The organism is Anabaena sp. TISTR 8404, from assembly GCF_056847745.1.
The window spans coordinates 1,773,016-1,796,024 of sequence record NZ_CP180578.1; the positions used below are offsets into that span (position 1 = coordinate 1,773,016).

Below are 23,009 nucleotides of genomic sequence, written 5' to 3' on the forward strand. Positions count from 1 at the left end.
TTGAATTAAACCGAAAATTTGCAGTGTAGAATTGAATATTTCTCATATTACTTAAAGATTGTTTAAAATAATCTTAATAATTACCATCTGTTAAAATCAGACCATAGTAATTTACAATGTAAAACAAAGTTAAACAATAATTTTATAAAATTAAAGTTGCACGATATTTCTACTGAGTGCCAATAGGAATTCTTGGTAAAAGTCGTAAAACTTAATTCTATTTAGTTGCTAAATTTTTCAAATAGCAGCAAAGACTAAACATGAAATTGTTCCTGATTGTAGGCTGAGAAAAAAGTTCATGACCGACATCAGTAAATCACATCTATTTACATTAAAAGGCTCAAGCAAAATCGCTGATTTCCAGGGTAAGGAAATAGAACGGCGATTAAGTTTATATCAGATATTTGTCAAGTTATATGAACACCACAGTGGGCTTCTAGAAGAAATACTTCAGCTAGAAAACTTATCTTTGTCTGATGTGACAGGGGTAAAATCAAGTTACGTACAAGGTGTAGTGGATGATGGTAAGGTTTATTTAGTAACTAACTTGGGGGAAAATCAAACCCAAACTTTACTACAACCACAACAAATTTGGACAATTGGACGAGATCGCCACTGTGGTATCTGTATTAGTGATAAATATTTATCTCGTCGCCATGCGGCTATCCAATATATAGATAAAGACAATGAACCGGGTTTTTACTTAGTCGATTTTAAAAGTACTAATGGTTCCTTTGTGAATGGCGAACGCGTCTATCAGCGAATTAAACTAAAAGAAGGCGATCGCATCCGTATAGGTAGTCTTACTTTTAATTTTTACTACAGTTATACTTGCCGCATCTTACCAACGGTAGCGATGGAGTTACTTATGCAGCTTTCATCTCGCAAGGGCTGTAATATAGAAGATACATTGAGTAATTTTGCTCCAGAAAAATACTTACCTGAAACTCCAGATCAAGCTGTTCTATTGACCAACAATTTTGGACTAGACCATCAAAATACCGATGATTGTTTCAGCACAGAGCAAAAGTCAGATATTTTAGACAGATTTTTCAACAAAGTCACACCTTCTCCCATTTAATCAGGACTTACGCATAAGTGAAAGGGTGTAAGTGTTTTGAAGACCTACACCCTTTCACTTATTGCATAATTGTTTCATGGTTTTGTTGACAGCCAACAGTCAACAATAGACCCCTTGCAAAAGCAACTTTTGCAAGAGGCACTTAACAGGCACTCTTGCAACAGGGAACAGGAAGAACTTGGGGCTATTCCCCGTTCCCCGTTCCCTGTTCCCGACTTCTGCAAGAAGTCTAATCAACATAGAACAAATTATTATTCTTCTTCGTATTCTTCTTCCTCGTCTTCACTGACCTTAGATACAGAATTAGCAGAAACAACAGCACCCATATCTAATTTTTGGCGCACTTGCTGTTTAATTTGTTCGGCGAATTCTGGCTTTTCTTCTAAGTATTTAATTGCGTTATCTCTACCTTGAGAAATGTTGTCGCCGTTGTAGCTATACCAAGCGCCCTTGCGGGTTAAAACACCTGTTTCTTCAGCTATATCGACCAAACAACCTAAAATTGACACTCCCTTACCAAAAATAATGTCAAATTCTGCCACTCTAAAAGGTGGTGCTACTTTGTTTTTGGCAACTTTCACTTTAACGCGGTTACCAAATTCATCTGTACCTTTTTTCAAGGTTTGAATGCGACGAATATCCAAACGAACAGAAGCGTAGAACTTCAATGCGTTACCACCAGTTGTAGTTTCTGGGCTACCGTAGGTAACACCAATTTTTTGCCGCAACTGGTTGATGAAAATTACTGTACAACCAGATTTACCGATGTTCCCAGTAATTTTACGCAGAGCTTGGCTCATCAAGCGTGCTTGTAAACCAACATGAGCATCTCCCATATCGCCTTCAATTTCGGCGCGGGGAACTAATGCTGCTACGGAGTCAATAACTACAATGTCAACAGCAGATGAACGTACCAGTTGATCAACAATTTCTAAAGCCGCTTCCCCGGTATCAGGTTGGGAAACCAGCAAATTTTCGATATCTACACCCAAAGCCGCCGCATAAGTAGGGTCTAGGGCGTGTTCAGCATCCACAAAGGCAGCAATCCCACCTTGTCTTTGCACTTCTGCGAGCGCGTGTAGTGCTACTGTTGTTTTACCAGAACTTTCTGGGCCATAAATCTCAATTACCCGTCCTTTGGGTAAACCACCACCTAGTGCTAAATCTAAAGTGAGCGCTCCAGTGGAAATTGTCTCCACTCGCATCCGGGTTGCATCGCCTAGGCGCATAATTGCTCCTTTACCGAAGCTGCGCTCAATCTGGTTGAGTACCATATTCAAGGCTTTTTGCTTACCGGAAGTGTCAGTGTTGATAGCCATTACTGCCTCTATCTATATATATGGATTTATGGGGTGTTAGGTTGGGATTTGAAGTAGAACAGATATACTATTTTAGCCGGAAAAAGTGGGAATAGGATTTTTTAGAGAAATAATCGTGACAACATCGTAACGCGATCGCTACCTAATTTTAGTAGTCTTTACCCCCCTCAACTATTATGGCTTCCACCACGTCTAGCGGTAAGTTTGTTCCTCTTCAGCCAAATTTTATCTGAGGTGTTCAGGACTACTAAGCTGGAAAATACACGGTTTTGTTAGGATTTGGATAGAGATTTTGCTAGTCTATCTTGACCCCCCCTTGGTTAATGACTTTTGATTTTACTGACTCTGTAACTTTCAATACAGCGCTTTCTGTATCTGGTTTAACTGATTATATCCGCTTGCTGCTAGAGCAAGATGAGCAACTACGACAAGTTTGGATTACAGGGGAAGTTTCCAGCGCTAATCACCATCGTAGTGGTTTATTTTTTACACTCCAAGACCCAGATGGCACAGCCGCAATTAAGTGTGTGGCTTGGAATAGTCAAGTGGCAAAGCTAGTGCAAACGCCTGCGGTTGGCGAACAAATCATCATTTTGGGGAGTATTCGCCTGTATCCGCAAAGGGGAGAGTATCAGTTAACAGTTTGGCAAGCTTTACCTGCGGGGGTGGGGTTACAAGCATTACGCTATCAACAATTACGTAACCGTTTGCTGTCGGAAGGGTTATTTGACGAGGAAAGAAAGCGGCCGCTTCCACCACATCCCCAAACAATCGCTGTGGTGACTTCACCTACCGCTGCGGCTTGGGGCGATATTCAAAAAACCCTCAAACACAGATACCCAGGTTTACAAGTATTATTTTCGCCAGCAACGGTACAGGGCGAACAAGCACCAGAGTCGATAGTCAAAGCGATCGCACGGGTAGAAAAAGATGGTCGCGCCGAGGTGTTAATTTTATCACGGGGTGGTGGTGCAGTTGAGGAATTAGCTTGTTTTAACGATGAGCGAGTTGTCAGGGCTGTGGCGGAGTGTTCTATCCCGGTAATTACTGGGATTGGTCATCAGAGAGATGAATCTTTAGTAGATTTAGTTGCTGATGTCTGCGTACATACACCGACCGCAGCCGCAGAATTAGTTGTACCTGCGTTGTCAGAGTTATATGCTCAACATCAGCAGCGAATTGATGCTTTGTATGATGCGGTATATGAAGTTAAAGTAACTGCTGCAAATCAACTGCAAACATTACGTAATCGCTTGCAACGTGTCGGGTTAGATAGACAAGTAAAACAAGAAATGCAAAACTTAGGCTGGAAGTGTCAGCAACTTCTGCAAGTAACAACCAGGCGATCGCAACAAGCAACACAGCACTTAGAAATGTTGCGCCAAAAGTTAGCCACCCTTGACCCGAAAGCCGTGTTACAACGTGGTTATGCAGTGGTACGTCAAGAAAATGGTGCGATCGCGCGTACTGCAACCCAGTTAACCGTCGGACAAGAGTTGTTGGTTCAGTTGGGGCAGGGAGAGGTTAAAGTGAAAGTGACAGAAGTAACAACAGAAATCCAAAAAGATTGATGGTGAAACGTAAAAGTCCCTCGAATTCGGAAGCGATCGCAAATGTGAATTACGAGGCGAAGGTGGCAGAAATCGAAAAAATTATTGCCCGAATTGAAGCGGGTGAATTGGAATTGGAAGAAGTTTTTGACCAGTTTGCTACAGCTGTTGAGTATTTACGTCAGTGTGAAAGCTTTTTGCAACAGCGACAAAAGCAAGTAGATTTACTGATTGAAACTTTGAATGATGAACAGTAGTAACTGTTGGGTTACGCTACGCTTCACCCAACCTACTTGCTAATTTTCTAGTCTACAAATAATCTCACACTAGTAAGAATACATAAGAGCCAAAATCTGGTAGAGTAACTCGGAACCTCAGCTAAAAAATCCGTTTTGCTAGATTTTATCTGGCTGTGGTGGCAATTTTCAGGTGTTTAGGCAACTACTAACTGGGAAAAAATTATGAAACCTTTTCTCTTTGTCACTGACTTAGACAACACCCTCGTAGGTAATGACAAAGCTTTAGTAGAACTAAGTAAAATACTCAGTCAGCATCGCCAAGAACACGGTACGAAAATCGTTTATTCTACAGGGCGATCGCCTCTGCTTTACCGCGAATTGCAAGTTGAACAAAATCTCATAGAACCGGATGCCCTTGTCTGTTCTGTGGGTACAGAAATTTATCTGGATAACGGCAATACCCCAGATGCAGGTTGGTCAGATATTCTCTCGCCTGGATGGAACCGCGAATTAGTATTTTCAGTAGCTCAGTCTTTTCCTGAGTTGGAACCACAGCCAGACTCTGAACAACGCCCTTTTAAGGTAAGTTTTTTCGTCAAACAAGAATTTGCAGATAAAATTTTACCAGAAATTGAGACAAAATTACAAAAATATGGTTTAAATATAAAGTTAATCTATAGCAGCGGTATTGACCTCGACATTGTGCCGCGCTCAAGCGATAAAGGTCAGGCAATGCAGTTTCTCCGGCAAAAATGGCAATTTGCAGCAGAACAAACAGTTGTCTGCGGTGATTCAGGTAATGATATTGCTTTATTCGCTGTGGGCAATGAACGGGGAATTATAGTTGGTAATGCCAGACCAGAGTTACTGCAATGGCATACTGAGTATCCGGCTGACTATCGATACTTAGCACAAGATTATTGTGCTGGGGGAATTTTAGAAGGATTACAATATTTTGGATTCTTATGATTAGCTATCTCAAAGGTATTGTTGCTGGTGTCCAGACAATAAGCGGTAATCGCGTCATTTTGACTATTGAAGTCAATGGCATAGGGTATGATTTGCAAGTTCCTCAAAGGTTGGCACAGCAGTTGCCAGAATCGGGAGGAGTGGCGCAAATCTTCACTCATTACCAAATTCGGGAGGAAGTACCTTTACTGTATGGCTTTGCTTCGCCAGCAGAACGGGACTTATTTCGTCACTTGCTAACGGTTAGCGGTATTGGTGCAGCTTTAGCGATCGCCCTCTTAGATACTTTGGAATTACCAGATTTAGTCCAAGCAATCATCGCTGGCAATACCCAAATCTTAATTCAAGCCCCTGGTGTGGGCAAAAAAACCGCCGAACGCATTTGTTTGGAACTGAAAAGCAAGTTGATTGAATGGCGCAAATCAGCCGGGTTCTTTGTCGCTACAGGCGGGCCAGCACCAGGGATTTTGGAAGAAGTGCAAATGACTTTGTTTGCTTTGGGTTATACAGCACACGAAGTTAGCCACGCCTTACACGTTGTGAGTGAAGACATTGGACTGCCAAAAGATGCATACGTAGAAGATTGGATTAAACAAGCGATCGCCCACCTCAGCAGCGAACAAGTTCAATAGCAGTGCTGAGTGCTGAGTGCTGAGTGCTGAGTAATGAGTAATGAGTTTAAAAATGTCCACAACTGCAAGTCAGTAAAATCTGGAATTGCCATAAATGCACCGACTGTTTGCAGAATTTGTGGATTGTGGGTAGAGGCGATGCCAATGGTAGGAATATCAGCAGCAACCGCCGCACGAATACCAGAAGGAGAGTCTTCTAAAGCGATCGCGTTCTCTGCGTTAATCTTTAATTTGTTTAAAGCAACTTGATAAGGTGCAGGGTCAGGTTTACCAGCGGTGCAATCCTCTGCCAAAATCACTGTATGAAAAACTTCTTTAATCCCTAAAACCTCTAGCATAAATTCTGCATTCAACCTAGGGGCGTTAGTTACTAATGCACGTTGTAATTTATGTGTGTCTGTCCAGGCTATGAGTTCAGCAAATCCACTCAACGGTTGCAGATGAGGAGCTAGTTCACGAAACAGCGCTTCTTTGTCGTCGGCAAATTTTTGCCCTTCTACTACTGATAATTGTGGCAAGATATCTTTGACAATTTCCGGATTCAAGCGACCACTAATCCGAGATTTGTAGAATTTTTCATCAATTTCAATGTTGTAGTCTGCCAACATTTGCTGCCAAGCTTGGTAATGTATCGGATCAGTATTGACAATAGTGCCGTCCAAGTCAAAGAGAACTGCTGCCAGCATAATTCTTTAAGTGTAAATAAATATTAACTTTCTTTACACAGTTTACCTCGTTTTTAGAAGTATGAAGTGTGAAGTTTGAAGTATGAAATGACGGAATTCGTATAATTAAGTTGTGGTGGACTGACACAGCTAAAGTAGTACATTAAAAATCTCTGGGAAATTTAATTTTGGAAGCAGAACCCAATTTTTCTATTGCATCAATTTAGGCTTGTCAGTCCAGTAGCATGGGTTAAAGCAACGTGCAACGCACGTTATGATCGTGACGCGTTACGTCTACTTCCTACTTTTTCTCATGCTCAAGTCTTGATGATGTTGGGTTTCGCTATCGCTCGACCCAAACTACACATTCATACTTCATACTTCACCCTTCAGACTTCAAAATGATTGCTGCCAAAAATTTTTTTCGTGTTGATGATTTACAAGTGCAAGTTTACAATTCTGAAGCAGAAATGGCTGAGGACGTTGCACAAATTACCAGCAAATATTTAAAGGAAATCTTAGAAAAACAGGGTAAAGCTGCTGTTTTATTAGCAACAGGAAATTCGCAACTCAAATTTCTAGATGCGTTAATTAGGTTGGGTGGTGTAGATTGGTCAAGAATTACTTTGTTTCATTTAGATGAATATTTAGGAATTACAGCTGATCATCCTGCTAGTTTTCGGCGTTATCTGCGGGAACGTGTAGAAAAGAAACTTGAGCCGCAGCAATTTCATTATATAGAAGGTGATACCTTGGAGCCTGTATCGGAATGCGATCGCTACACGCAACTCCTGCAAGCACAGCCAATAGATTTATGTTGTTTAGGTATTGGCGAAAACGGACACTTAGCTTTTAACGATCCCGCTGTCGCCAATTTTCAAGATCCTTATAGTGTCAAGTTGGTGAAATTAGATATAGCCAATCGCCAGCAACAAGTTAATACTGGTCACTTTCCCAATATTGACAGTGTTCCGCAGTATGCTTTTACTGTCACTCTCCCATTAATTTGTTCAGCCAAAAAAATTATCTGCCTAGCACCAGAAAAACGCAAAGCCCAGATAGTAAAACAGATGTTACAAAACACAATCAGCACTGATTGTCCAGCATCTATTCTACGTCGTCAATCACAAGCAACGCTATCTTTAGATATCAATTCTGCTAGTTTTTTGTAAAAAAAAGCTATTGTCCCTACACAATTTCCTACTCCCTACTCCCCAGTTTAATATTAGACAAACAAGCCTCAAGATAAGGACAATCTTCACACTTAAGTTCTTTCCCTGGATTAGCACATCCACAGAGAGGATCAATAAAGCATTCAGCAATTTTTTTAGGTGTGGAAGAATGTTGAAATATTATCTCGGAAGCAGCTTCTTGTAGACAGAAAATCACATCCCGCACCATAATATCTAACCTTGATTTTTTTATGCTACAGACCACCTTACCCATGCTGAAACTTGATCCTCGAATACAAATTCTCTTCTCTGAGAATTGGCTGTCTCAGCAACTAGCACTTTTAAAGTTACGGTTTGCATATTATGATTACTAATTTGCTGTCCGTAACCAATAACTTTACCTAGATGACCTGTTTGTTGATTCAGCACATAATCACCAATGGTGAACATAGTGACACTTTCAACGTCTATAAATAGATGATTTTTATAAATTCTCTGTCAAGAGATAAATCGAATCCTCATTCTCATAGGATGATTTAATTGATACTGAAGAAATATATTTTATGTATTTAGTTTATGACTATAGATAGATGTCAGGAGCAATTTTTTAATAATAATAAGCAAAACCCGATTTTGGCACAAATTTAGCCATAAATCGGGTTTTTGTGCTTTCGTATTAAAGTTCCATCGTCATCTGTTAAATGCTAACTCTTTTTTTTGTTTCATGATGGTTAAGTACTCATTGCGAGTTCCATCTACACGGTAGTGGTCGCAGATACGACAGAGTTTGAGGAGATCCAATCGACTAAATACTTTTTGGCGTTCAATTCCGTTATCGTTTCGCCAACGCCAAAAAGTTGTCCGGTCAATGCGGCGATCGCTCTCAGGCCATCTTCTGCGAGATAAAAAATCTACCAGTTCTTCTTCGTAAAATAAGTAGCCTTTCGGTAACTTCAGAAGTTCTTCTCTTAAATCATTTAGCGGGATGAGTGGATCTAGCTCAGATAGTCTCATGCCAGCAAGCCCTTATATTTTCGTGTACGTCCAACTAAACAGAACGCTTCTGCAACACGGTTTTATCACTTTCAGATGAATTGAAATACTGTACAGTTAAGGCTAAATCGAGTGAGGAGACAGTAGGGTGAACTGAGATATTGATTCTCCCTACCACTCTATTTACCCGCTTTTCTCAACAAACAGTACAAATTTGCGTGATTTAATCAAACACAATAAACTGATTGATACTCAATTGCAACCCTTATGCAACAAATTTAATGGTAAAAAATTAGCAATTTTGTCTACATAAACTATACAAATACTAGAAAATTCTAGATTCTTATTGCCAGCGTAATCATCATGAATCAGTAATTTTCATGTTCAAGCTGTTTTAAATAGCTAAAAAAATCTACTTTGGGATAGATGTAAAATTTAATTGAGATAAATAAAGAAGCGATCGCCACTTGTCTATTGAAGCTATCTGACTCGTGAAACTTACAGAGGCGATCGCAAAACTTACACTACATTAACCCAAAAATCGGCTGTGTCAACTTTACCATTGCGCTGGAACTGCATCCAAAGTTTATAAGTTCCTGGCTGAGGAAAGCGCGTCATAAATTCTATTTGTCCATCTGGGCTATTTTTGAGAGCATGGGCATGGATATAATCGGAAATTGTCAGGGGTGATGAACTTTTCACAATCACTAAATGACCTTTTTCACCTAAATAAGGTTCTAAATCTTTAATTGGCTGATTGTTGGCCGCATCTTTAATATCAAAGTTCAAAGTTACTTCTTTCCCAGCTTGAATATTCTTATTAGTAATATTGAGATTAACTTTAGCATTAGATAAAACTTTGGTTTTTTCAAACTTCTCTAAACTTTTAGGTAGTGGAACTGAACCAGGGATTTTGACTTGCATTAATGATACTGCTTCTTTTTGTCCAGATGGTTTGTAATCACTGAACAAGCTATAATCCCCAGGGCTAGAAAAGTTAGCACTTACTTCAAAACGACCACTACCTTTGTAAGTTGGATGAATGTGATTATAAGTTGCTAGGTCATCTCTGACGATAATCAAGTGCATCAGTTTTTCTTGAAAGGTATCAAATTTGTCGATAGATTTTCCCCCAGTATCTTGAACATTAATTACTAAATTAACAGGTTGATTTGCAGCTAGATTTTTAGGCGTAGTCAGTTTAGCTTGGGTAGTATTTTTTGTATTAGCTTCATGATTCATGTGTTCCATTGAGTGTTCTTTATGGTCACTCGACATATTATGCGGATGATCTGTATGATGTGAATCACTACCAGATACCTGCGCTTCCCCAGATTTTGTTACCGATGAGCAACCAGGAGCTATCAATAGACTTGTTAATACAAGAATTCCAGTCAAAAAACGCTTCATTTTGCGCTTATCCTCCAATTAAATCTAGCGTTTCAATGAAAATGTAGCTTAACTTCATCCAGGATGACTAATCAAGCTTAAAGCATCATTACATTTTTTTTAAACAGATATTAACAGCGCACTAGATAGATACTATAGATGCTGAACCTATGTAAATTTTGTCTAAAAATGTCATAAGTCATTAAAATTGCCAGCAATAATATTCTAAAAATGGGTTATATTTGTTATACCAATGAATGTTGGTTTCAGAAAAATTACGGTGACTAACAACTAGTTTTTGAGATAGTTTAATGTCAATCAATATTTATTACATTACTTACTTAAAAAGCTAATTATTATGCAGTATGAAGAATATGAGTACTTTGTGGGTATCTGCACACGGAGGAGGTAGAAAACTCTCCGGCAACCTTGATGCTCTAGTAAAGACTTTTACAATAAATGGGTTTTAAGGATGACGTTTTTAGATAATTTTTTTTTCCTAACCAGTTTATTCCCCACGGACATTGCTATCTCTGGAAGCCAGAACTAGTCTGGTTGCATATTGTTTCAGACTCACTAATTGCATTAGCTTATTATTCAATTCCAGTCATGCTGGTGTATTTCGTCCGCAAACGAAAAGATTTGCCTTTCGACTGGATATTTTTAATGTTTGGGGCATTTATCATTGCTTGCGGTACAACCCACGTCATGGATGTATGGACACTGTGGCATCCTACCTATTGGTTATCAGGATTAATTAAAGCAATCACAGCCTTTGTCTCGGTAACTACAGCCATACAACTTTTGCCATTGATACCTCAAGCACTAGCTTTGCCTAGCCCTGCACAACTAGAAGCAGCAAACTCTCAACTAGCAGCAGAAATTGCCGAACGCAAACGTACCGAAGAAATCCTCAGAGAAAGTGAAGAACGTTGGCAATTAGCTTTACGTGGTAATAATGACGGTATTTGGGATTGGAATATCAAAACCAATCAAGTTTTTTTCTCGACTCGTTGGAAAGAAATGCTTGGTTATGAAGATCATGAAATTAGTAATCATCTAGAAGAAATCTGGATACGAGTCCACCCAGATGATTTAGATTCTGTGGTGCAAGCAGTTCAGGATCACTTTGCCAAAGTTACGCCATTTTACGCAACTGAATTTCGAGTTTTGTGTAAAAACGGGACGTATAAATGGATATTAGATCGGGGCCAAGCTTTATGGGATGAAAATGGTAATGTAGTCCGAATGGTAGGTTCTCATACTGACATTACTGAACGCAAGCAAGCAGAAGAAACTCTGAGTAAAATACTCGCGCAACTGGAAACTAAAGTCGAAGAACGGACAGCCGAATTAAAAAAAATTAACGAATCACTAGAGGCAGAAATTGCTAAACGTAAACAGATAGAAAAAGCATTGCGAGACAGTGAAGAGCGATTCCGGACAGCATTTCATCAAGCAGCAGTTGGTATTGCCCATGTAGGTTTGGATGGAAGATGGTTATTAGTTAATCAAAGACTGTGCGATATTGTTGGTTATACAGCAGAAGAACTAGAATCACGTAATTTCCAGGAAATTACTCACCCAGACGATTTAACGGCATCTTTAAAATACGTTGATGAAATATTAAAAGGTAATATTCAAACTTATACAATGGAAAAACGCTATTTTTGCAAAGATGGTTCTGTTGTCTGGATTAATTTGACGGTATCTTTAACTTACAAGACTTCGGGAGAGCCAAAGTATTTTATTGCTGTTATTGAAGATATTAGCGATCGCAAACATTCTCAAGCGCAAATCCAAGCCTCACTTCGAGAAAAAGAAGTCTTACTGAAAGAAATTTACCATCGAGTCAAAAATAATTTACAGGTAATTTCTAGTCTGCTAAATTTGCAATCTGAGTATATCAAAGACAAACAAGACTTAGAAATATTTCAACAAAGTCAGCAGCGCATCGCCTCAATGGCTTTGATTCACGAAAAAATGTATCAATCTCCTGACTTGGCTCGTATTGATTTTGGTGAATATGTTCAAGATTTAGTCGCTAGTTTGTTTAGTTCTTATGAAGTCAATGCAGGAGCGATCGCGTTTAAAATCAACGTTGATAGTCATGTTTTACTCGGCTTGGATTTGGCAATTCCCTGTGGTTTAATTATTCATGAACTGGTTTCTAACTCCTTAAAATATGGTTTTCCTCAAGGCGGAGATGGAGAAATTTGTATTGCAATTGCAGAAAACGTTGACCAGCAATTTACCATTACTGTTAGCGATAACGGCGTAGGCTTACCGCCTAATTTCAATTTTAAAAATACAGCATCTTTAGGTTGGCAGTTGGTTGATGCTTTAACTCAGCAAATAGCAGGCGATATTAATATTCAAAGTAATGCTGGTCTAGAGTTTCAGATAACATTTCCCTTAATATAATTAGATGATAGAAAATATTTAGCGTTGTGGCAAGACAGGAGGCAGAGAGCAAAATAATTTTAACATCATTGAAATTTCTTGACATAATTATTTTTATCTGTGTCTTGTTACTTAAGTTTACAATATACATACATGACAGACGCGAATATTTTAGTTGTAGAAGACGAATCGATTGTTGCTAAAGATTTACAAAATAGACTGAGAAAATTTGGTTATACAGTACCTGCCATTGTTTCTTCAGGACAAGAAGCGATTAATAAAGCTGTAGAAATTAACCCTGATTTAGTGCTAATGGATATTAGATTAAAAGGGCAAATGGATGGTATAGAAGCAGCAGAAGAAATTCATAAATATTTAGATATTCCAATTATTTATTTAACTGCTTATGCAGATGAAACCACTTTAGAAAGAGCTAAAATTACCGAACCGTTTGGTTACTTACTAAAACCTTTTAAAGAAAGAGAACTACAAACTAATATTGAAATAGCTCTCACCAAACACAGACTAGAAAAACAATTAAAAACTAACCAAAAATGGTTATCTACACTGCTCAACAGTATTAGTGATGGTGTGATAGCCAGCGATATCAATGAACTAGTAACTTTTATGAATCCTGTCGCAGAAAAGTTAACAGGATGGACACAAGCAGAAGCTAGTGAAAAAAATATATCAGAAATATTTAAGATAATTGATATAACAACTCGTGAACCCTTAGAAAATCCCATCAAAAAAGTTCTCCAATCAGGCGCGATCGCACCACTATCGGCAACAACTATACTGATTGCTAAAAATGGTACAGAAACACCAATTGATGACAGCGCCGCACCAATCAAAGATGACAAAGATCATCTTACAGGTGCAGTATTAGTGTTTCGGGATGTAACTGAACGCCTACAAGCAATGGAAGCTCGACAAAAGCAAATGCAACAAGAGCAACTTTTAGCACAATGGGAACAGCTGAATCAACTTAAAAATGACTTTTTAAATTTAGTTTCTCATGAATTGCGATCGCCCCTCTGCCACATGAAAGGCATGATCCAAATGTTACAGTTGTCAAGTACCATTCAAGAACAGCAACACCTGCTGGAGGTTTTGGAAGCAGAGTGCGATCGCGAAATGGAACTAATCAACGATTTACTCGACTTACAACGCCTAGAAAATTCTTCTTATCTTCTGCTTGCGCCTGATTTGTTACTCTTGCAGCAGTGGCTACCTTGGGTAATTGAGCCATTTCAAATCCGCACCCAAGAACATCAACAAATCTTGCAGCTAAATCTGCCTGTAAATCTGCCTACGCTCTTCTCCGACCGTACTAGCTTAGAACGCATCTTAGTAGAGTTGCTCAACAATGCTTGTAAATATACCCCAGCTGGCGGTGAAATTATTTTGAGTGTCAGCCGTGCAGTTACAGAAGTTCCAGGCAAAACTATTATTAGCGTCAGTAACTCAGCAGAAATTCCCGCCGCAGAATTACCCAGAATTTTTGAAAAATTTTACCGCATCCCCAATGCAGATTTTTGGAACCAAGGTGGTACAGGGTTAGGTTTAGCGATCGTGCAGAAGTTAGTAGAACAACTGCAAGGTAGCATTCAAGTCAACAGCAGTCAGGGATGGACAACATTTACATTAAAATTGAGTGATTTAGAATTGACTGGCTAAAGGCTGAAGTATGAAGTATGAAGGCTGAAGTATGAAATGAAGAACCTCATATAGTGGACTTTTCGTTTACGACGAAATGTACTAGAGACTCAATATTAGTATTTTTTACTCAGCACTTTTTCACCCCAGATGGCAAAATACTAAACCGCCAAGTCAACACAATAGCCGCACTAGCTAAACCAATTGCTAACCCCCACCAAAGCCCAATAGCACCATAACCGAACCAAATTCCCAAAGCGTAACCAGTCAATAAACCAACACACCAGTAAGCAAAAATCCCAATCAACATAGGGATTCGAGTATCTTTTAGCCCTCGTAACGCTCCGGCGGCGGTGGCTTGTACCCCATCCACAATCTGAAAAATTGCTGCTACTGCTAGTAATTTCACTGCCAAGGCAACTACATCTTGATTATTTGGATTGTCGATATCCAGGTAAAGAGAAACAATCAACTTTGGTACTAGCCAAAATATTATCCCTGCGATCGCCATAGATAAAGTTCCCAGGGCAATTCCCACATATCCAGCCAGACGCGCCCCAGTTAAGTTTTGCTCTCCAGCTAACTGTCCCACACGTACTGTTGTCGCCAGAGAAATGCCCAAAGCAAACTGAAATGACGTAGAAGCTGTTTGCAAAGCAATTTGATGGGCTGCTAAGGGAGTTGTCCCCAATTGTCCGATGAGAAATGTCACAACAGTGAATAATCCTGCTTCTACGGCAACTAGTCCGCCAATAGGTAAGCCAACTTGAAAAATCTGCCAAAAAATGCGGCGATTTTCTGGGTTGAAACTGTAGTTAGGTGAAAATTGCAAGATTTTGTAAACTGCAAAGCGACGTTGACTAAATATATAAATAGCCAGGGCAATCAACATACTCCACAGTGACAGAGTACTTGCCCAACCGATACCAGCTAGTCCGAGGGCGGGTAAACCAAATTTGCCAAACATTAAAACATAGTTAGCTGTAACATTCAGCAGCGTACCCAAGACAACAGTTACCATAACTAACTGCGGTTGTGAGAGGGCAGAAAGAAAGCTTTTCAGTACAGCAAAACCCAAACCAGGGATAAAACCCCAAGCGATCGCTCTTAAATAAGTTTCTGCTAATGTTGCTGTATTAGCATTCTGTCCCAACAGCACTAGTAAAGCACCTCCATACCAAAGAAGCACCGTAATCGGTATCCCTAACAGCAAAGATATGCCTAACCCTTGTCGTACAATTTTGCCAACTTGTTCAGGCTTTCCGGCTCCGTATGCTTCCGCCGCCAAGGGACTGACAGCAGAAATAATACCCGTAGTGATGAGCAAAAACAAGGTAAAGATTGAAGCACCCAAACCTCCAGATGCAATAGTCTGACTTCCTAGCAAGCCCATCATCACTGTATCTACAAAGCCAGTGGCCGATTGAGCTATTTGTGCGGCTGCTAATGGAATACCTAACCGCAGAAATTGTTGAACTTCAGCAATCAATCTGGATCTGCTGGCGTTGTCATTCATCATCAGATTTGAACATTCCTGGAGGATGGGAGGATTTGCCATCTCTACTTTGACAGAATCAGGCAAAAGTTAACCACCAACAACATAAACTGCTGTTGGTGGTTGATTTTACTCCTCTAAATGGTCGATTTCCTCTGCTTCATACTCATAGGTATCGATCAGCTCTGCCACTTCTTCCTCGTCTTCTTCCTCATTTGCGTAATAGTGTTCCACAAATACGTAAGGTTCCAATCGACCAGTACTCGCTAACCAATCAAGCAAAGATTGCTCTTCCTTGAGAGGAATGATCGCTGCTGGCTGATAACGGGGTTCTTCGTGGAGAGCAGGGTTAGACAGCTTAACCATTGTTGTTTACCCCCGAAGAATCTATCTGTTTCCCAAGTTGCTATCTCTGAGAGCAACTCGGTATGATTAACAGTTTGCTGCGTGTAACCTTAAAAACCTCTGACCTTTGGCAGATGTTCATCTCTCCGGAAGAACGATTCTAATTAGGACTTACGCATGACAACGAAAAATCAAGGGTTTAGGGAAGGGTATAAGGGTGTAGGGGTATAGGGGTGTATGTATCCAAAACCCTTACACCCCTATACCCCAGCCTCCACAGACAAACTTTGTGCGTAAGTCCTGCTAATATGCGATCGCCTACACTGCCTTCAAACTCTTGATAGGTGCAATATAGGTAAGCTGATTTATCTTTAACAGTACTATAAGATTCCAAATTAAGTTTTGGCGAACTATTTCTGTTCCCTGTTTCCTCCCTAAACATAAACACAACAACCAAGCAAAGCCTGATTGTTGTGTAAGGGTGTGGCACTTACTGTTATGCTCTGCTTAAAAAGTCAGAGCGTGGGTTTACTTGTAAAGTTCTGTTGCTAAACGCCAAGCCAGAACTCCTGGAATTAGCGCTACAACTAGAGCAATATAAACTTGGGTATCTGAGATGGGCATGGTTGAAAACCTCCTAAGCTCAAATCGATTTTCGACAGTTCGTTTACTACTTTTCCTTGTTTTGCCAATTTTGGGGAATATCTTGTTACAAGATGCAACAAAAGCCGTCATCAGTCAGTAGTCTATAGTTAACTTTCATAATAAAAATTTATAAAAATATGAATTTGTATTTAGGGATCGACTATGGAACCTCTGGCGCACGGGCGGTGGTGATTGATGAAGAAAGGAATATCCAAGCAGAAGTGCGCTATCCTGGGCAAAATCTGGCAGCTAAAGACTGGAGCAGTACCTTATGGAGCTTATTAGCAGCCATTCCTGAGCCATTGCGGCAAGAAATAAGGGCTATTGCCATCAATGGTACTTCCTCCACCGTTTTGCTGTGTGATGCGGCTGGTGAGCCTGTAGATGCACCATTACTTTACAACGATGCGCGGGGTGCAGTTGTGCTTGAGCAGTTGCGGCAAGTTGCACCGCCCAACCATACAGTATTAAGTGCTACTTCCAGTCTTGCCAAGCTTCTGTGGATGTCACAACAACCATTTTTCCCAGAAGCCAGATATTTTCTACATCAAGCGGATTGGTTGGCCTTTTTGCTGCATGGGCAATTAGGTATTAGTGATTACCACAACGCTTTAAAGCTGGGTTATGACGTGGAAGCTTTGCAATATCCAGAATTGTTAGAGAAGCTAGACATACCTATTCAGTTACCCCAAGTTCTACCACCAGGAACTCCCATAGCCGAAATTCGCCCGGATATTGCGATTAAATTTCATTTTCGCCGTGATTGCTTAGTATGTGCAGGCACAACTGATAGTATTGCCGCTTTTCTTGCTAGTGGTGCAAAATCTCCTGGAGAAGCAGTAACATCTCTGGGTTCAACTTTGGTACTCAAATTATTAAGTCGCACCCGCATAGAAGATGCAAGATATGGAATTTACAGCCATCGTCTAGGTAATTTGTGGCTGACTGGCGGTGCTTCTAATACTGGCGGTGCAGTGTTGCGAGAATTTTTTACAAATGCAGAGTTAGAAAGTTTCAGTCGTGAAATTGATCCGACAAAAACCAGCGACTTAGATTATTATCCCTTGTTGAAACCAGGCGATCGCTTTCCCATTAACGACCCCAATTTACCACCACGACTCACACCACGCCCAGATGAACCAAAGGAATTTTTACATGGTTTATTAGAAAGTATTGCCCGTATCGAAGCACGAGGTTATGAATTATTGCAAAACTTGGGTGCAGAACAGGTGCAACGTGTTTATACAGCAGGCGGTGGTGCAGTAAATTCAACTTGGACTGCGATTCGTCAACGGTATTTAAAAGTGCCTGTGGTTGCATCAATTAACACCGAAGCTGCTTATGGGACAGCACTTTTAGCGAAAACAAAGGTGAACAGACTCTTTGAGTAGGTGTGTTGTCGCACAGCGCAACGCACCATTTTGATATCTGGGGCGGTGCGTTAGCCTACGGCTACATTTTATATTTTTGAGAAAGTTGAGCTACTTAATCAAATATTCTACGTTTTTATATTGAAAAAACTTTACATAAAAAAACAAAAGTCTCTGTGTTTTTTCGGATTGTTTTGGGAATGCTAATGAGGAAGCGATTTCCAGCATTGGAGATGGCTTTTTTCAGTAGTATCAAACTTTTATAGGATTTTTATGTCTAGACGTTTGCCTAGAGGCCGTAGCGCCAGTTCAGTGGCTTTAGAACCAGAAGTTGCGATCGCTATTATCGGACTATTTTCCGCCGCAGCTGATGGTGAAGGCATTACCTCAACAGAAGAATATGCGTTGAGTGAAATGCTTGCCGAAATTGGCCAATTTGAAGATTACTCTGACGAAGACTTTGAAGAGTTAGGCGAAAAAGTAGCCAGTCTTATCGAAGAAGAAGATCCAGAAGACTTAATTGTTCAAGCGATTAACTCCTTACCAAACAGAGGTTATCGAGAAGCCGCATATATCACCGCTATTTTGGTAGTAGGTATCGACGAAGAAGTACCTGATAGCGAACAAGATTATATTTCTGAGCTTCAGGAAGCATTGAATATTTCCAACGAACGCGCCCAAGAACTAATAGATGAAATATTTGGTGCAGAAGAAGAGGAAGATTACGAAGAATGCGACGATGACGAAGAAGAATAATAATTTTTGTTGGTGCTGAACTTTTAATATTACTAGGAATGGGTTAGGAGATGACTAACCCAGCCAAAACCAAAGTTAAATTCCCATCATCCACAACCTTCAGGGTGCTTTCTACCATTTTCTCTGAAGGTTTTAATAAAGCAGGGAACAGGTTTAAAAATCTTGTGTTACATGGCTAAGACTTACAACAATCCCCGATAACGAATAAAAATCAAAATCACCGCCCACGAACCCAAGGCAACTTTGATTGCAACTAAGAGATTGAGTATGGGAATAAAACCACCACTAATCAATGCGCCCATCTCTCCGTGTGGTAATTCAAACCCAGACAGATTAATCACCGCCAAAACAACAAAAACTAGTACCGAAACCTTCTCCCATTTAGCAGCGTGCCAGCGCTGGTAAATTGTCTGCATCAACTCCGGCGATGAAGTAATTGCCACTAAGCCGATGGCTGTTCCCCCCGCCACCCCAGCAGCAAAACCACCACCAGGGCTGAGATGTCCGCGAATAGCCAGTTCGATACTGACTAAAGCAGCAATGGTTGCTCCCAGACGTGCCAGCACAATTGATGGTTGATCTGTAAAACGATAAATTGTACCGAAGGGCTTTTCATTTGCTAGGAGAAAATTAGCACCCATGATTGCGATCGTAAATACTACTACCTCGAATATGGTGTCATAAAGGCGATTTCGGAAAATAATCCCCGAAACAGCGTTGGGTATTCCACTATCTTGGACAACCGCTTCGATGATAGAGATATCCGGTAAGTCTGCGGCTGGATTAGCAATGAGCAAGAATTTGACAAATAGCGCGATTCCGAATGCAATGTAGAGCCATTTCATGAATGCTCTCCCAAAACTGGTGTTTTTAAATCTGGTGTACTAGCTGCTGACGCATTGACGTAGCTTAAACTGGTTGCAGGTGATACAAGTTCAGTTTGCAAGATGTCATAAATGCGTCGGATTCTGATGATCGTGTGATATGGTTGCGGTTCCTCATCACAGTCTGGAGTATCATATTTGGCTCGCTGCATACAAATAGCATGGACTTCTTTGTTGCTCAATGCCTGATGCAATTGCTCTATATCTGTGTATGGCAATAGCTCAAGCCGCAGATAGCGTTTGCTACAAATTGTACGTAAGTTATTTATCAGTTGTTCAAAATGCTGATTTTCATCGTTTTGCAGTACGCCAAGACGCAAGACTAATGATGAACGTACTGCGATCGCATACAAAGTAATCGCCAGCATTGTACCTACCAATGCCTCGGTCAAAGCGACATCCGCCGCCCCTAATACTGTATAGACAAATGCTGCCACTGCTCCCAATATTCCCCGGATGACCAAAGCATGGTAGGGATTGGACTGAAAGATGAGCATACACGCAGCTAAGGGTAGCAAAGCAACGATCGCATAAACATAACTATCAGTCATGGCTTTCCTCACTACTAGAACAGTAAGCCAAAACATATCCCAGCATCGTATTCCAGATGGCTAAGGAGATGATGGCGAGGATAAGTAGTGGCCATTCGCTGGGTATTTTCAGCAGCAATCCGACGATGATACTGATTGAGCCGAGGGTATCTGCTACCGAAAGACCATGCAGCTTGAACAAAACCGAGCGTGAACCCAGCAGCGGAATAGTCCCCCAAAACCAAAAGACGATACCTACACCAATGCAGAAATAACTAAATGCGTTGATCATAGTTCACCCCTTCAAAACATCACTCATACGTTTGAGGACATGAGCTAACAGCATAAGTGCAGCATTCCCCACACTCAGAATGATTACCCCAACAACACCGATCATCCAGTCATCACGCAAGACAGATACAACCAAAATCATGATGGCGGCTTTGGTGGCAATACTGGCAAATGCCAGCATTTTTTGCCAAATATCATCATCTTGCCATGCCTCATACATAGGGATAAGTAGTGCCGCAATCATGGCAAACAGTAGCAGATTCAAAATCATGCCTTTTTCCTCCGTCGCACCCGGTGGACTTCGTACCAGCCTGCTTCGTGATATTTCAACACAAAGGTCTTGGGCGTAAAGGTAATCAGGAATATATCTAGAAATATCAGTCCAGGAGTTCGGCGTGGTTTGACTTGTTCCAGCGTCACCTCTTCGTAGTTATGTGGACGCAGGATCATTTCAAATGCCTCAATATAAGCCTGCGGAATTGCCACAATGATTTCGCCTAGCACACGCAGCCAATCTTTTAATGCTCCTGAAGCTTTGGGAAGACCCGGCAATAAAAGTGCAATGCTGATGCCAATAATGATATTTGCCACACTGAAATTGGCAGTGAGCAGAAACCAAATGGCTAGTCGCAATATCAGATTTAGATAGGCAACCATGCAAACCCCTTCCAGAACAGCAGTATTAAAATCAGACTCATCACCCCAATCAGATGCTCAAATTGCTCAAGCACACGCGGTAGCTTAATGACTAAGCGCTGAAAAATTAGATGGTAAGCCAACCAGCCAAGGGCAATGGTTGCCAGGGGTTTGATGATGTTTTCAACGGTGTAAGCCTCGTAGTACGCAATATTGGCGATAAAAAGCCCACCAATTAACAGACTCATTGCCGCCCAAAAACTAAGTTGTACATCTGCCTTTCCCCCACGCGGCAGAAATATAAATTTGGCAAAAGATATTGCTGTTCCGAGGGCGGCAACATTCATAGCGATCGCTTGCCAAGGCAAGAGATTCTTCGTCGTCAACACCTTCGCCCCAAACCCAGACAACAAAGGAAAGCCGGATATCGAGAAGCTGGCTATAACTAAGGCAATCCAAACCCCAGTATGAATTGGTTTATGTTGCAGTTCCTTGAAGTTGCGACTTGGTAATAAACCTGTAATTAAAAATAGTGCCGATTTCACCAGTCCGTGCGTCAGGGCATAAAAGCCACCTACAACTGGCGCTGCCAGAATAAAACCTAACTGCGAAACTGTATGAAATGCCAGCATTCGCTTCGTATCTTTTTCAAAGACTGCGTAGAACACTCCCAGCAGTGCGGTACTAACTCCAAAAATTCTCACTATCGGGTCAACTTCTGCCACCATCAGCGCACACCGCACCAAGGGATAGACACCAGCTTTGACCACAACTCCCGACATCAGCGCCGATACTGGTGTTTCTGATTCTGAGTGGGTCAATGGCAACCACAATCCCGATACAAAAATTCCTCCCTTTGTCAAGAGTCCCAAAAAAATCAGGGCTAGTGCCTCTGGTGGTGCGACCCGTAAACCAGCAAAACTAAAGGAATGCTGTGCCTGATAGACTAACACCGCACCTATGAGATAAAACAGCATTGCCACGTTGCTGATAAACAGATAACGTAAGCCAACCCAAATCGAGCGGTCAGTCCGGGGATAGGCAATCAAGAGAAACGCAGCTATACCGCTCACCTCTAAGGCCACGTATAAACTGATCAAATCCGAACCGACAAACGCCGCATTCACACTGCCATGCAAAATGATAGTCTGAGCGTAAAAAAAAGGTGTCTTGCCGCTTTGCCAACAATAAAGGATGACCGCTGCCGTTACCAAGGCATTGGTCAAAATAAAGTAGCCGCTTAATTGGTCTACTGCTAAAACTACACCAAAATTATCCAGTAACTTCAGAGTCAGTGGTGGCGCGACAAATACCTGCAACGCATATCCCGCTGAAACAAAAGCCATACCCAGAGCGAGATAGCGGTCGAGTTTGGGGAGGAGATAAATAACGAACCCTACAAAAAAAGGGAGGGCAATCCAGGCGATCGTAATGTTACTCATGGCGTATTGTTTTTCTCGATTTCGTTGCTTTCCAAGGTCGGGTTATCTCGCGCCAGTTTCATGACACCAACCAGCATCAAAGACTGAATCGAAAAGCCAATCACGATCGCCGTCAATATCACCGCTTGCGGCACCGGATCGGCGTAAGCGCCATGTCTAACATCGGAAACAATTGGTGTAAACAAACCATCCCGTGAAGCAATCAGCACGTAATAGGCAATCACCCCCGTACTCATAACATCCATCGAGATGATTTTCATCACCAGATTCTTTTTGAGGATGATGCCGAAAAATCCGCAAAATATTGTTGCGAGTGTACATGCTTCTAACACGGAAATTGCCTATTGGGTAAAGGTTGAGCGTAATTATTTTTAAAAAATCAACTATATTGATTCAGACTTAACTAGCATTTGTCCTCACGATAAAATATCTGGCATATTTTATTGGACGCTACTCAAGCGTGTGAATTTGAATTCAAATTCACTCACTCCCAATAAGTATTTTCGCTTATCTTGGTATTGCTTTGTCAGAAGGTACTATCTCA

25 protein-coding genes and 2 pseudogenes are annotated in these 23,009 nt (G+C 40.9%); 12 read left to right on the forward strand and 15 right to left on the reverse strand.

Annotation, left to right across the window (positions count from 1 at the left end; all coding sequences use genetic code 11):
* Positions 1 to 298 precede the first annotated feature (298 nt).
* On the forward strand, positions 299 to 1,081 hold the full coding sequence (locus ACMX3D_RS07635; protein ID WP_482750830.1) for an FHA domain-containing protein: 783 nt from the start codon (positions 299 to 301) through the stop codon (positions 1,079 to 1,081).
* A gap of 251 nt (positions 1,082 to 1,332) precedes the next feature.
* Here the strand turns inward: ACMX3D_RS07635 and recA are convergent, their stop codons facing one another.
* Entirely contained in the window at positions 1,333 to 2,400 is a 1,068-nt protein-coding gene (gene recA / locus ACMX3D_RS07640) for a recombinase RecA (RefSeq protein WP_229543768.1), read from the reverse strand.
* Between the two features lie 323 nt (positions 2,401 to 2,723).
* Between recA and xseA the strand changes: the two genes are divergently transcribed.
* From xseA to ruvA, 4 genes are all read left to right on the forward strand, one after another.
* Positions 2,724 to 3,971, forward strand: coding sequence for an exodeoxyribonuclease VII large subunit (xseA, locus tag ACMX3D_RS07645; RefSeq protein WP_482750831.1), 1,248 nt, complete (start codon positions 2,724 to 2,726; stop codon positions 3,969 to 3,971).
* Positions 3,971 to 4,207: an exodeoxyribonuclease VII small subunit gene (gene xseB, locus ACMX3D_RS07650; RefSeq protein ID WP_482750832.1), complete on the forward strand. Its 237-nt coding sequence runs from the start codon at positions 3,971 to 3,973 to the stop codon at positions 4,205 to 4,207. Before xseA ends, xseB begins: the two co-directional genes overlap by 1 nt.
* A gap of 204 nt (positions 4,208 to 4,411) precedes the next feature.
* The gene (locus ACMX3D_RS07655; protein WP_482750833.1) at positions 4,412 to 5,158 is read left to right on the forward strand and encodes a sucrose-phosphate phosphatase; all 747 of its coding nucleotides are present in this window, start codon (positions 4,412 to 4,414) and stop codon (positions 5,156 to 5,158) included.
* Positions 5,155 to 5,790, forward strand: coding sequence for a Holliday junction branch migration protein RuvA (gene ruvA / locus ACMX3D_RS07660; protein WP_482750834.1), 636 nt, complete (start codon positions 5,155 to 5,157; stop codon positions 5,788 to 5,790). Before ACMX3D_RS07655 ends, ruvA begins: the two co-directional genes overlap by 4 nt.
* On the opposite strand, the gene ACMX3D_RS07665 is transcribed toward ruvA, so the two are convergent.
* Entirely contained in the window at positions 5,784 to 6,476 is a 693-nt protein-coding gene (locus ACMX3D_RS07665; protein ID WP_482750835.1) for an HAD family hydrolase, read from the reverse strand. The genes ruvA and ACMX3D_RS07665 overlap by 7 nt on opposite strands.
* Before the next feature lie 380 nt (positions 6,477 to 6,856).
* Between ACMX3D_RS07665 and ACMX3D_RS07670 the strand changes: the two genes are divergently transcribed.
* Positions 6,857 to 7,627, forward strand: coding sequence for a glucosamine-6-phosphate deaminase (locus ACMX3D_RS07670; RefSeq protein WP_482750836.1), 771 nt, complete (start codon positions 6,857 to 6,859; stop codon positions 7,625 to 7,627).
* A 249-nt stretch (positions 7,628 to 7,876) separates the two neighbouring features.
* Here ACMX3D_RS07670 and ACMX3D_RS07675 read toward each other — a convergent pair whose 3' ends face one another.
* The 3 genes from ACMX3D_RS07675 to ACMX3D_RS07685 all read right to left on the reverse strand — a co-directional run bounded on the left by ACMX3D_RS07675 (position 7,877) and on the right by ACMX3D_RS07685 (position 10,030).
* Positions 7,877 to 8,077, reverse strand: a complete 201-nt coding sequence (locus tag ACMX3D_RS07675) for a hypothetical protein (RefSeq protein WP_482750837.1) — start codon at positions 8,075 to 8,077, stop codon at positions 7,877 to 7,879.
* Between the two features lie 240 nt (positions 8,078 to 8,317).
* Positions 8,318 to 8,641, reverse strand: a complete 324-nt coding sequence (locus tag ACMX3D_RS07680; RefSeq protein ID WP_482750838.1) for a hypothetical protein — start codon at positions 8,639 to 8,641, stop codon at positions 8,318 to 8,320.
* Positions 8,642 to 9,139: 498 nt separating this feature from the next.
* A complete protein-coding gene (locus ACMX3D_RS07685) occupies positions 9,140 to 10,030 on the reverse strand; it encodes a hypothetical protein (RefSeq protein ID WP_482750839.1) in 891 nt (296 codons plus the stop codon).
* A gap of 489 nt (positions 10,031 to 10,519) precedes the next feature.
* Here ACMX3D_RS07685 and ACMX3D_RS07690 point away from each other — a divergent pair.
* The 4 genes and pseudogenes from ACMX3D_RS07690 to ACMX3D_RS07705 form a co-directional block, all read left to right on the forward strand.
* Positions 10,520 to 11,311, forward strand: a pseudogene (locus tag ACMX3D_RS07690) (PAS domain-containing protein); the annotation flags it as partial.
* A gap of 129 nt (positions 11,312 to 11,440) precedes the next feature.
* A pseudogene (locus ACMX3D_RS07695) lies at positions 11,441 to 11,794 on the forward strand (PAS domain S-box protein); the annotation flags it as partial.
* A gap of 54 nt (positions 11,795 to 11,848) precedes the next feature.
* Entirely contained in the window at positions 11,849 to 12,433 is a 585-nt protein-coding gene (locus ACMX3D_RS07700; RefSeq protein WP_482752296.1) for a sensor histidine kinase, read from the forward strand.
* Between the two features lie 132 nt (positions 12,434 to 12,565).
* Positions 12,566 to 14,092 carry a hybrid sensor histidine kinase/response regulator gene (locus tag ACMX3D_RS07705; RefSeq protein WP_482750840.1) on the forward strand — a complete coding sequence of 509 codons (1,527 nt, stop codon included), beginning with the start codon at positions 12,566 to 12,568 and terminating at the stop codon, positions 14,090 to 14,092.
* A 109-nt stretch (positions 14,093 to 14,201) separates the two neighbouring features.
* On the opposite strand, the gene ACMX3D_RS07710 is transcribed toward ACMX3D_RS07705, so the two are convergent.
* From ACMX3D_RS07710 to psaM, 3 genes are all read right to left on the reverse strand, one after another.
* Complete coding sequence (locus ACMX3D_RS07710; protein WP_482750841.1) at positions 14,202 to 15,653, reverse strand: MATE family efflux transporter; 1,452 nt, start codon at positions 15,651 to 15,653, stop codon at positions 14,202 to 14,204.
* Positions 15,654 to 15,695: 42 nt separating this feature from the next.
* Positions 15,696 to 15,932, reverse strand: coding sequence for a DUF3134 family protein (locus tag ACMX3D_RS07715; RefSeq protein WP_482750842.1), 237 nt, complete (start codon positions 15,930 to 15,932; stop codon positions 15,696 to 15,698).
* 507 nt (positions 15,933 to 16,439) lie between these two features.
* Positions 16,440 to 16,535, reverse strand: a complete 96-nt coding sequence (gene psaM / locus ACMX3D_RS07720; RefSeq protein WP_229543795.1) for a photosystem I reaction center subunit XII — start codon at positions 16,533 to 16,535, stop codon at positions 16,440 to 16,442.
* 158 nt (positions 16,536 to 16,693) lie between these two features.
* Here psaM and ACMX3D_RS07725 point away from each other — a divergent pair, with 158 nt between their 5' ends.
* Both ACMX3D_RS07725 and ACMX3D_RS07730 read left to right on the forward strand, forming a co-directional pair.
* Complete coding sequence (locus ACMX3D_RS07725; RefSeq protein WP_482750843.1) at positions 16,694 to 17,947, forward strand: FGGY-family carbohydrate kinase; 1,254 nt, start codon at positions 16,694 to 16,696, stop codon at positions 17,945 to 17,947.
* Positions 17,948 to 18,199: 252 nt separating this feature from the next.
* The gene (locus ACMX3D_RS07730) at positions 18,200 to 18,682 is read left to right on the forward strand and encodes a tellurite resistance TerB family protein (protein ID WP_482750844.1); all 483 of its coding nucleotides are present in this window, start codon (positions 18,200 to 18,202) and stop codon (positions 18,680 to 18,682) included.
* A 182-nt stretch (positions 18,683 to 18,864) separates the two neighbouring features.
* Here ACMX3D_RS07730 and ACMX3D_RS07735 read toward each other — a convergent pair whose 3' ends face one another.
* From ACMX3D_RS07735 to ACMX3D_RS07765, 7 genes are read right to left on the reverse strand one after another with little or no spacing between them, the layout of a single operon-like run.
* Complete coding sequence (locus ACMX3D_RS07735) at positions 18,865 to 19,527, reverse strand: Na(+)/H(+) antiporter subunit B (protein ID WP_482750845.1); 663 nt, start codon at positions 19,525 to 19,527, stop codon at positions 18,865 to 18,867.
* Positions 19,524 to 20,117, reverse strand: a complete 594-nt coding sequence (locus ACMX3D_RS07740; protein WP_482750846.1) for a DUF4040 domain-containing protein — start codon at positions 20,115 to 20,117, stop codon at positions 19,524 to 19,526. The genes ACMX3D_RS07735 and ACMX3D_RS07740 overlap by 4 nt, the downstream gene beginning before the upstream one ends.
* Positions 20,110 to 20,388 carry a monovalent cation/H(+) antiporter subunit G gene (locus ACMX3D_RS07745; protein WP_482750847.1) on the reverse strand — a complete coding sequence of 93 codons (279 nt, stop codon included), beginning with the start codon at positions 20,386 to 20,388 and terminating at the stop codon, positions 20,110 to 20,112. Before ACMX3D_RS07745 ends, ACMX3D_RS07740 begins: the two co-directional genes overlap by 8 nt.
* A 3-nt stretch (positions 20,389 to 20,391) precedes the next feature.
* Entirely contained in the window at positions 20,392 to 20,658 is a 267-nt protein-coding gene (locus ACMX3D_RS07750) for a hypothetical protein (RefSeq protein ID WP_482750848.1), read from the reverse strand.
* Positions 20,655 to 21,044 (reverse strand): cation:proton antiporter, encoded by a 390-nt coding sequence (locus ACMX3D_RS07755; protein WP_482750849.1) that lies wholly within the window; start codon positions 21,042 to 21,044, stop codon positions 20,655 to 20,657. The genes ACMX3D_RS07750 and ACMX3D_RS07755 overlap by 4 nt, the downstream gene beginning before the upstream one ends.
* Positions 21,029 to 22,465 carry a cation:proton antiporter gene (locus ACMX3D_RS07760; RefSeq protein WP_482750850.1) on the reverse strand — a complete coding sequence of 479 codons (1,437 nt, stop codon included), beginning with the start codon at positions 22,463 to 22,465 and terminating at the stop codon, positions 21,029 to 21,031. The genes ACMX3D_RS07755 and ACMX3D_RS07760 overlap by 16 nt, the downstream gene beginning before the upstream one ends.
* Complete coding sequence (locus tag ACMX3D_RS07765; protein ID WP_482750851.1) at positions 22,462 to 22,797, reverse strand: cation:proton antiporter subunit C; 336 nt, start codon at positions 22,795 to 22,797, stop codon at positions 22,462 to 22,464. The genes ACMX3D_RS07760 and ACMX3D_RS07765 overlap by 4 nt, the downstream gene beginning before the upstream one ends.
* Positions 22,798 to 23,009: the final 212 nt, after the last annotated feature.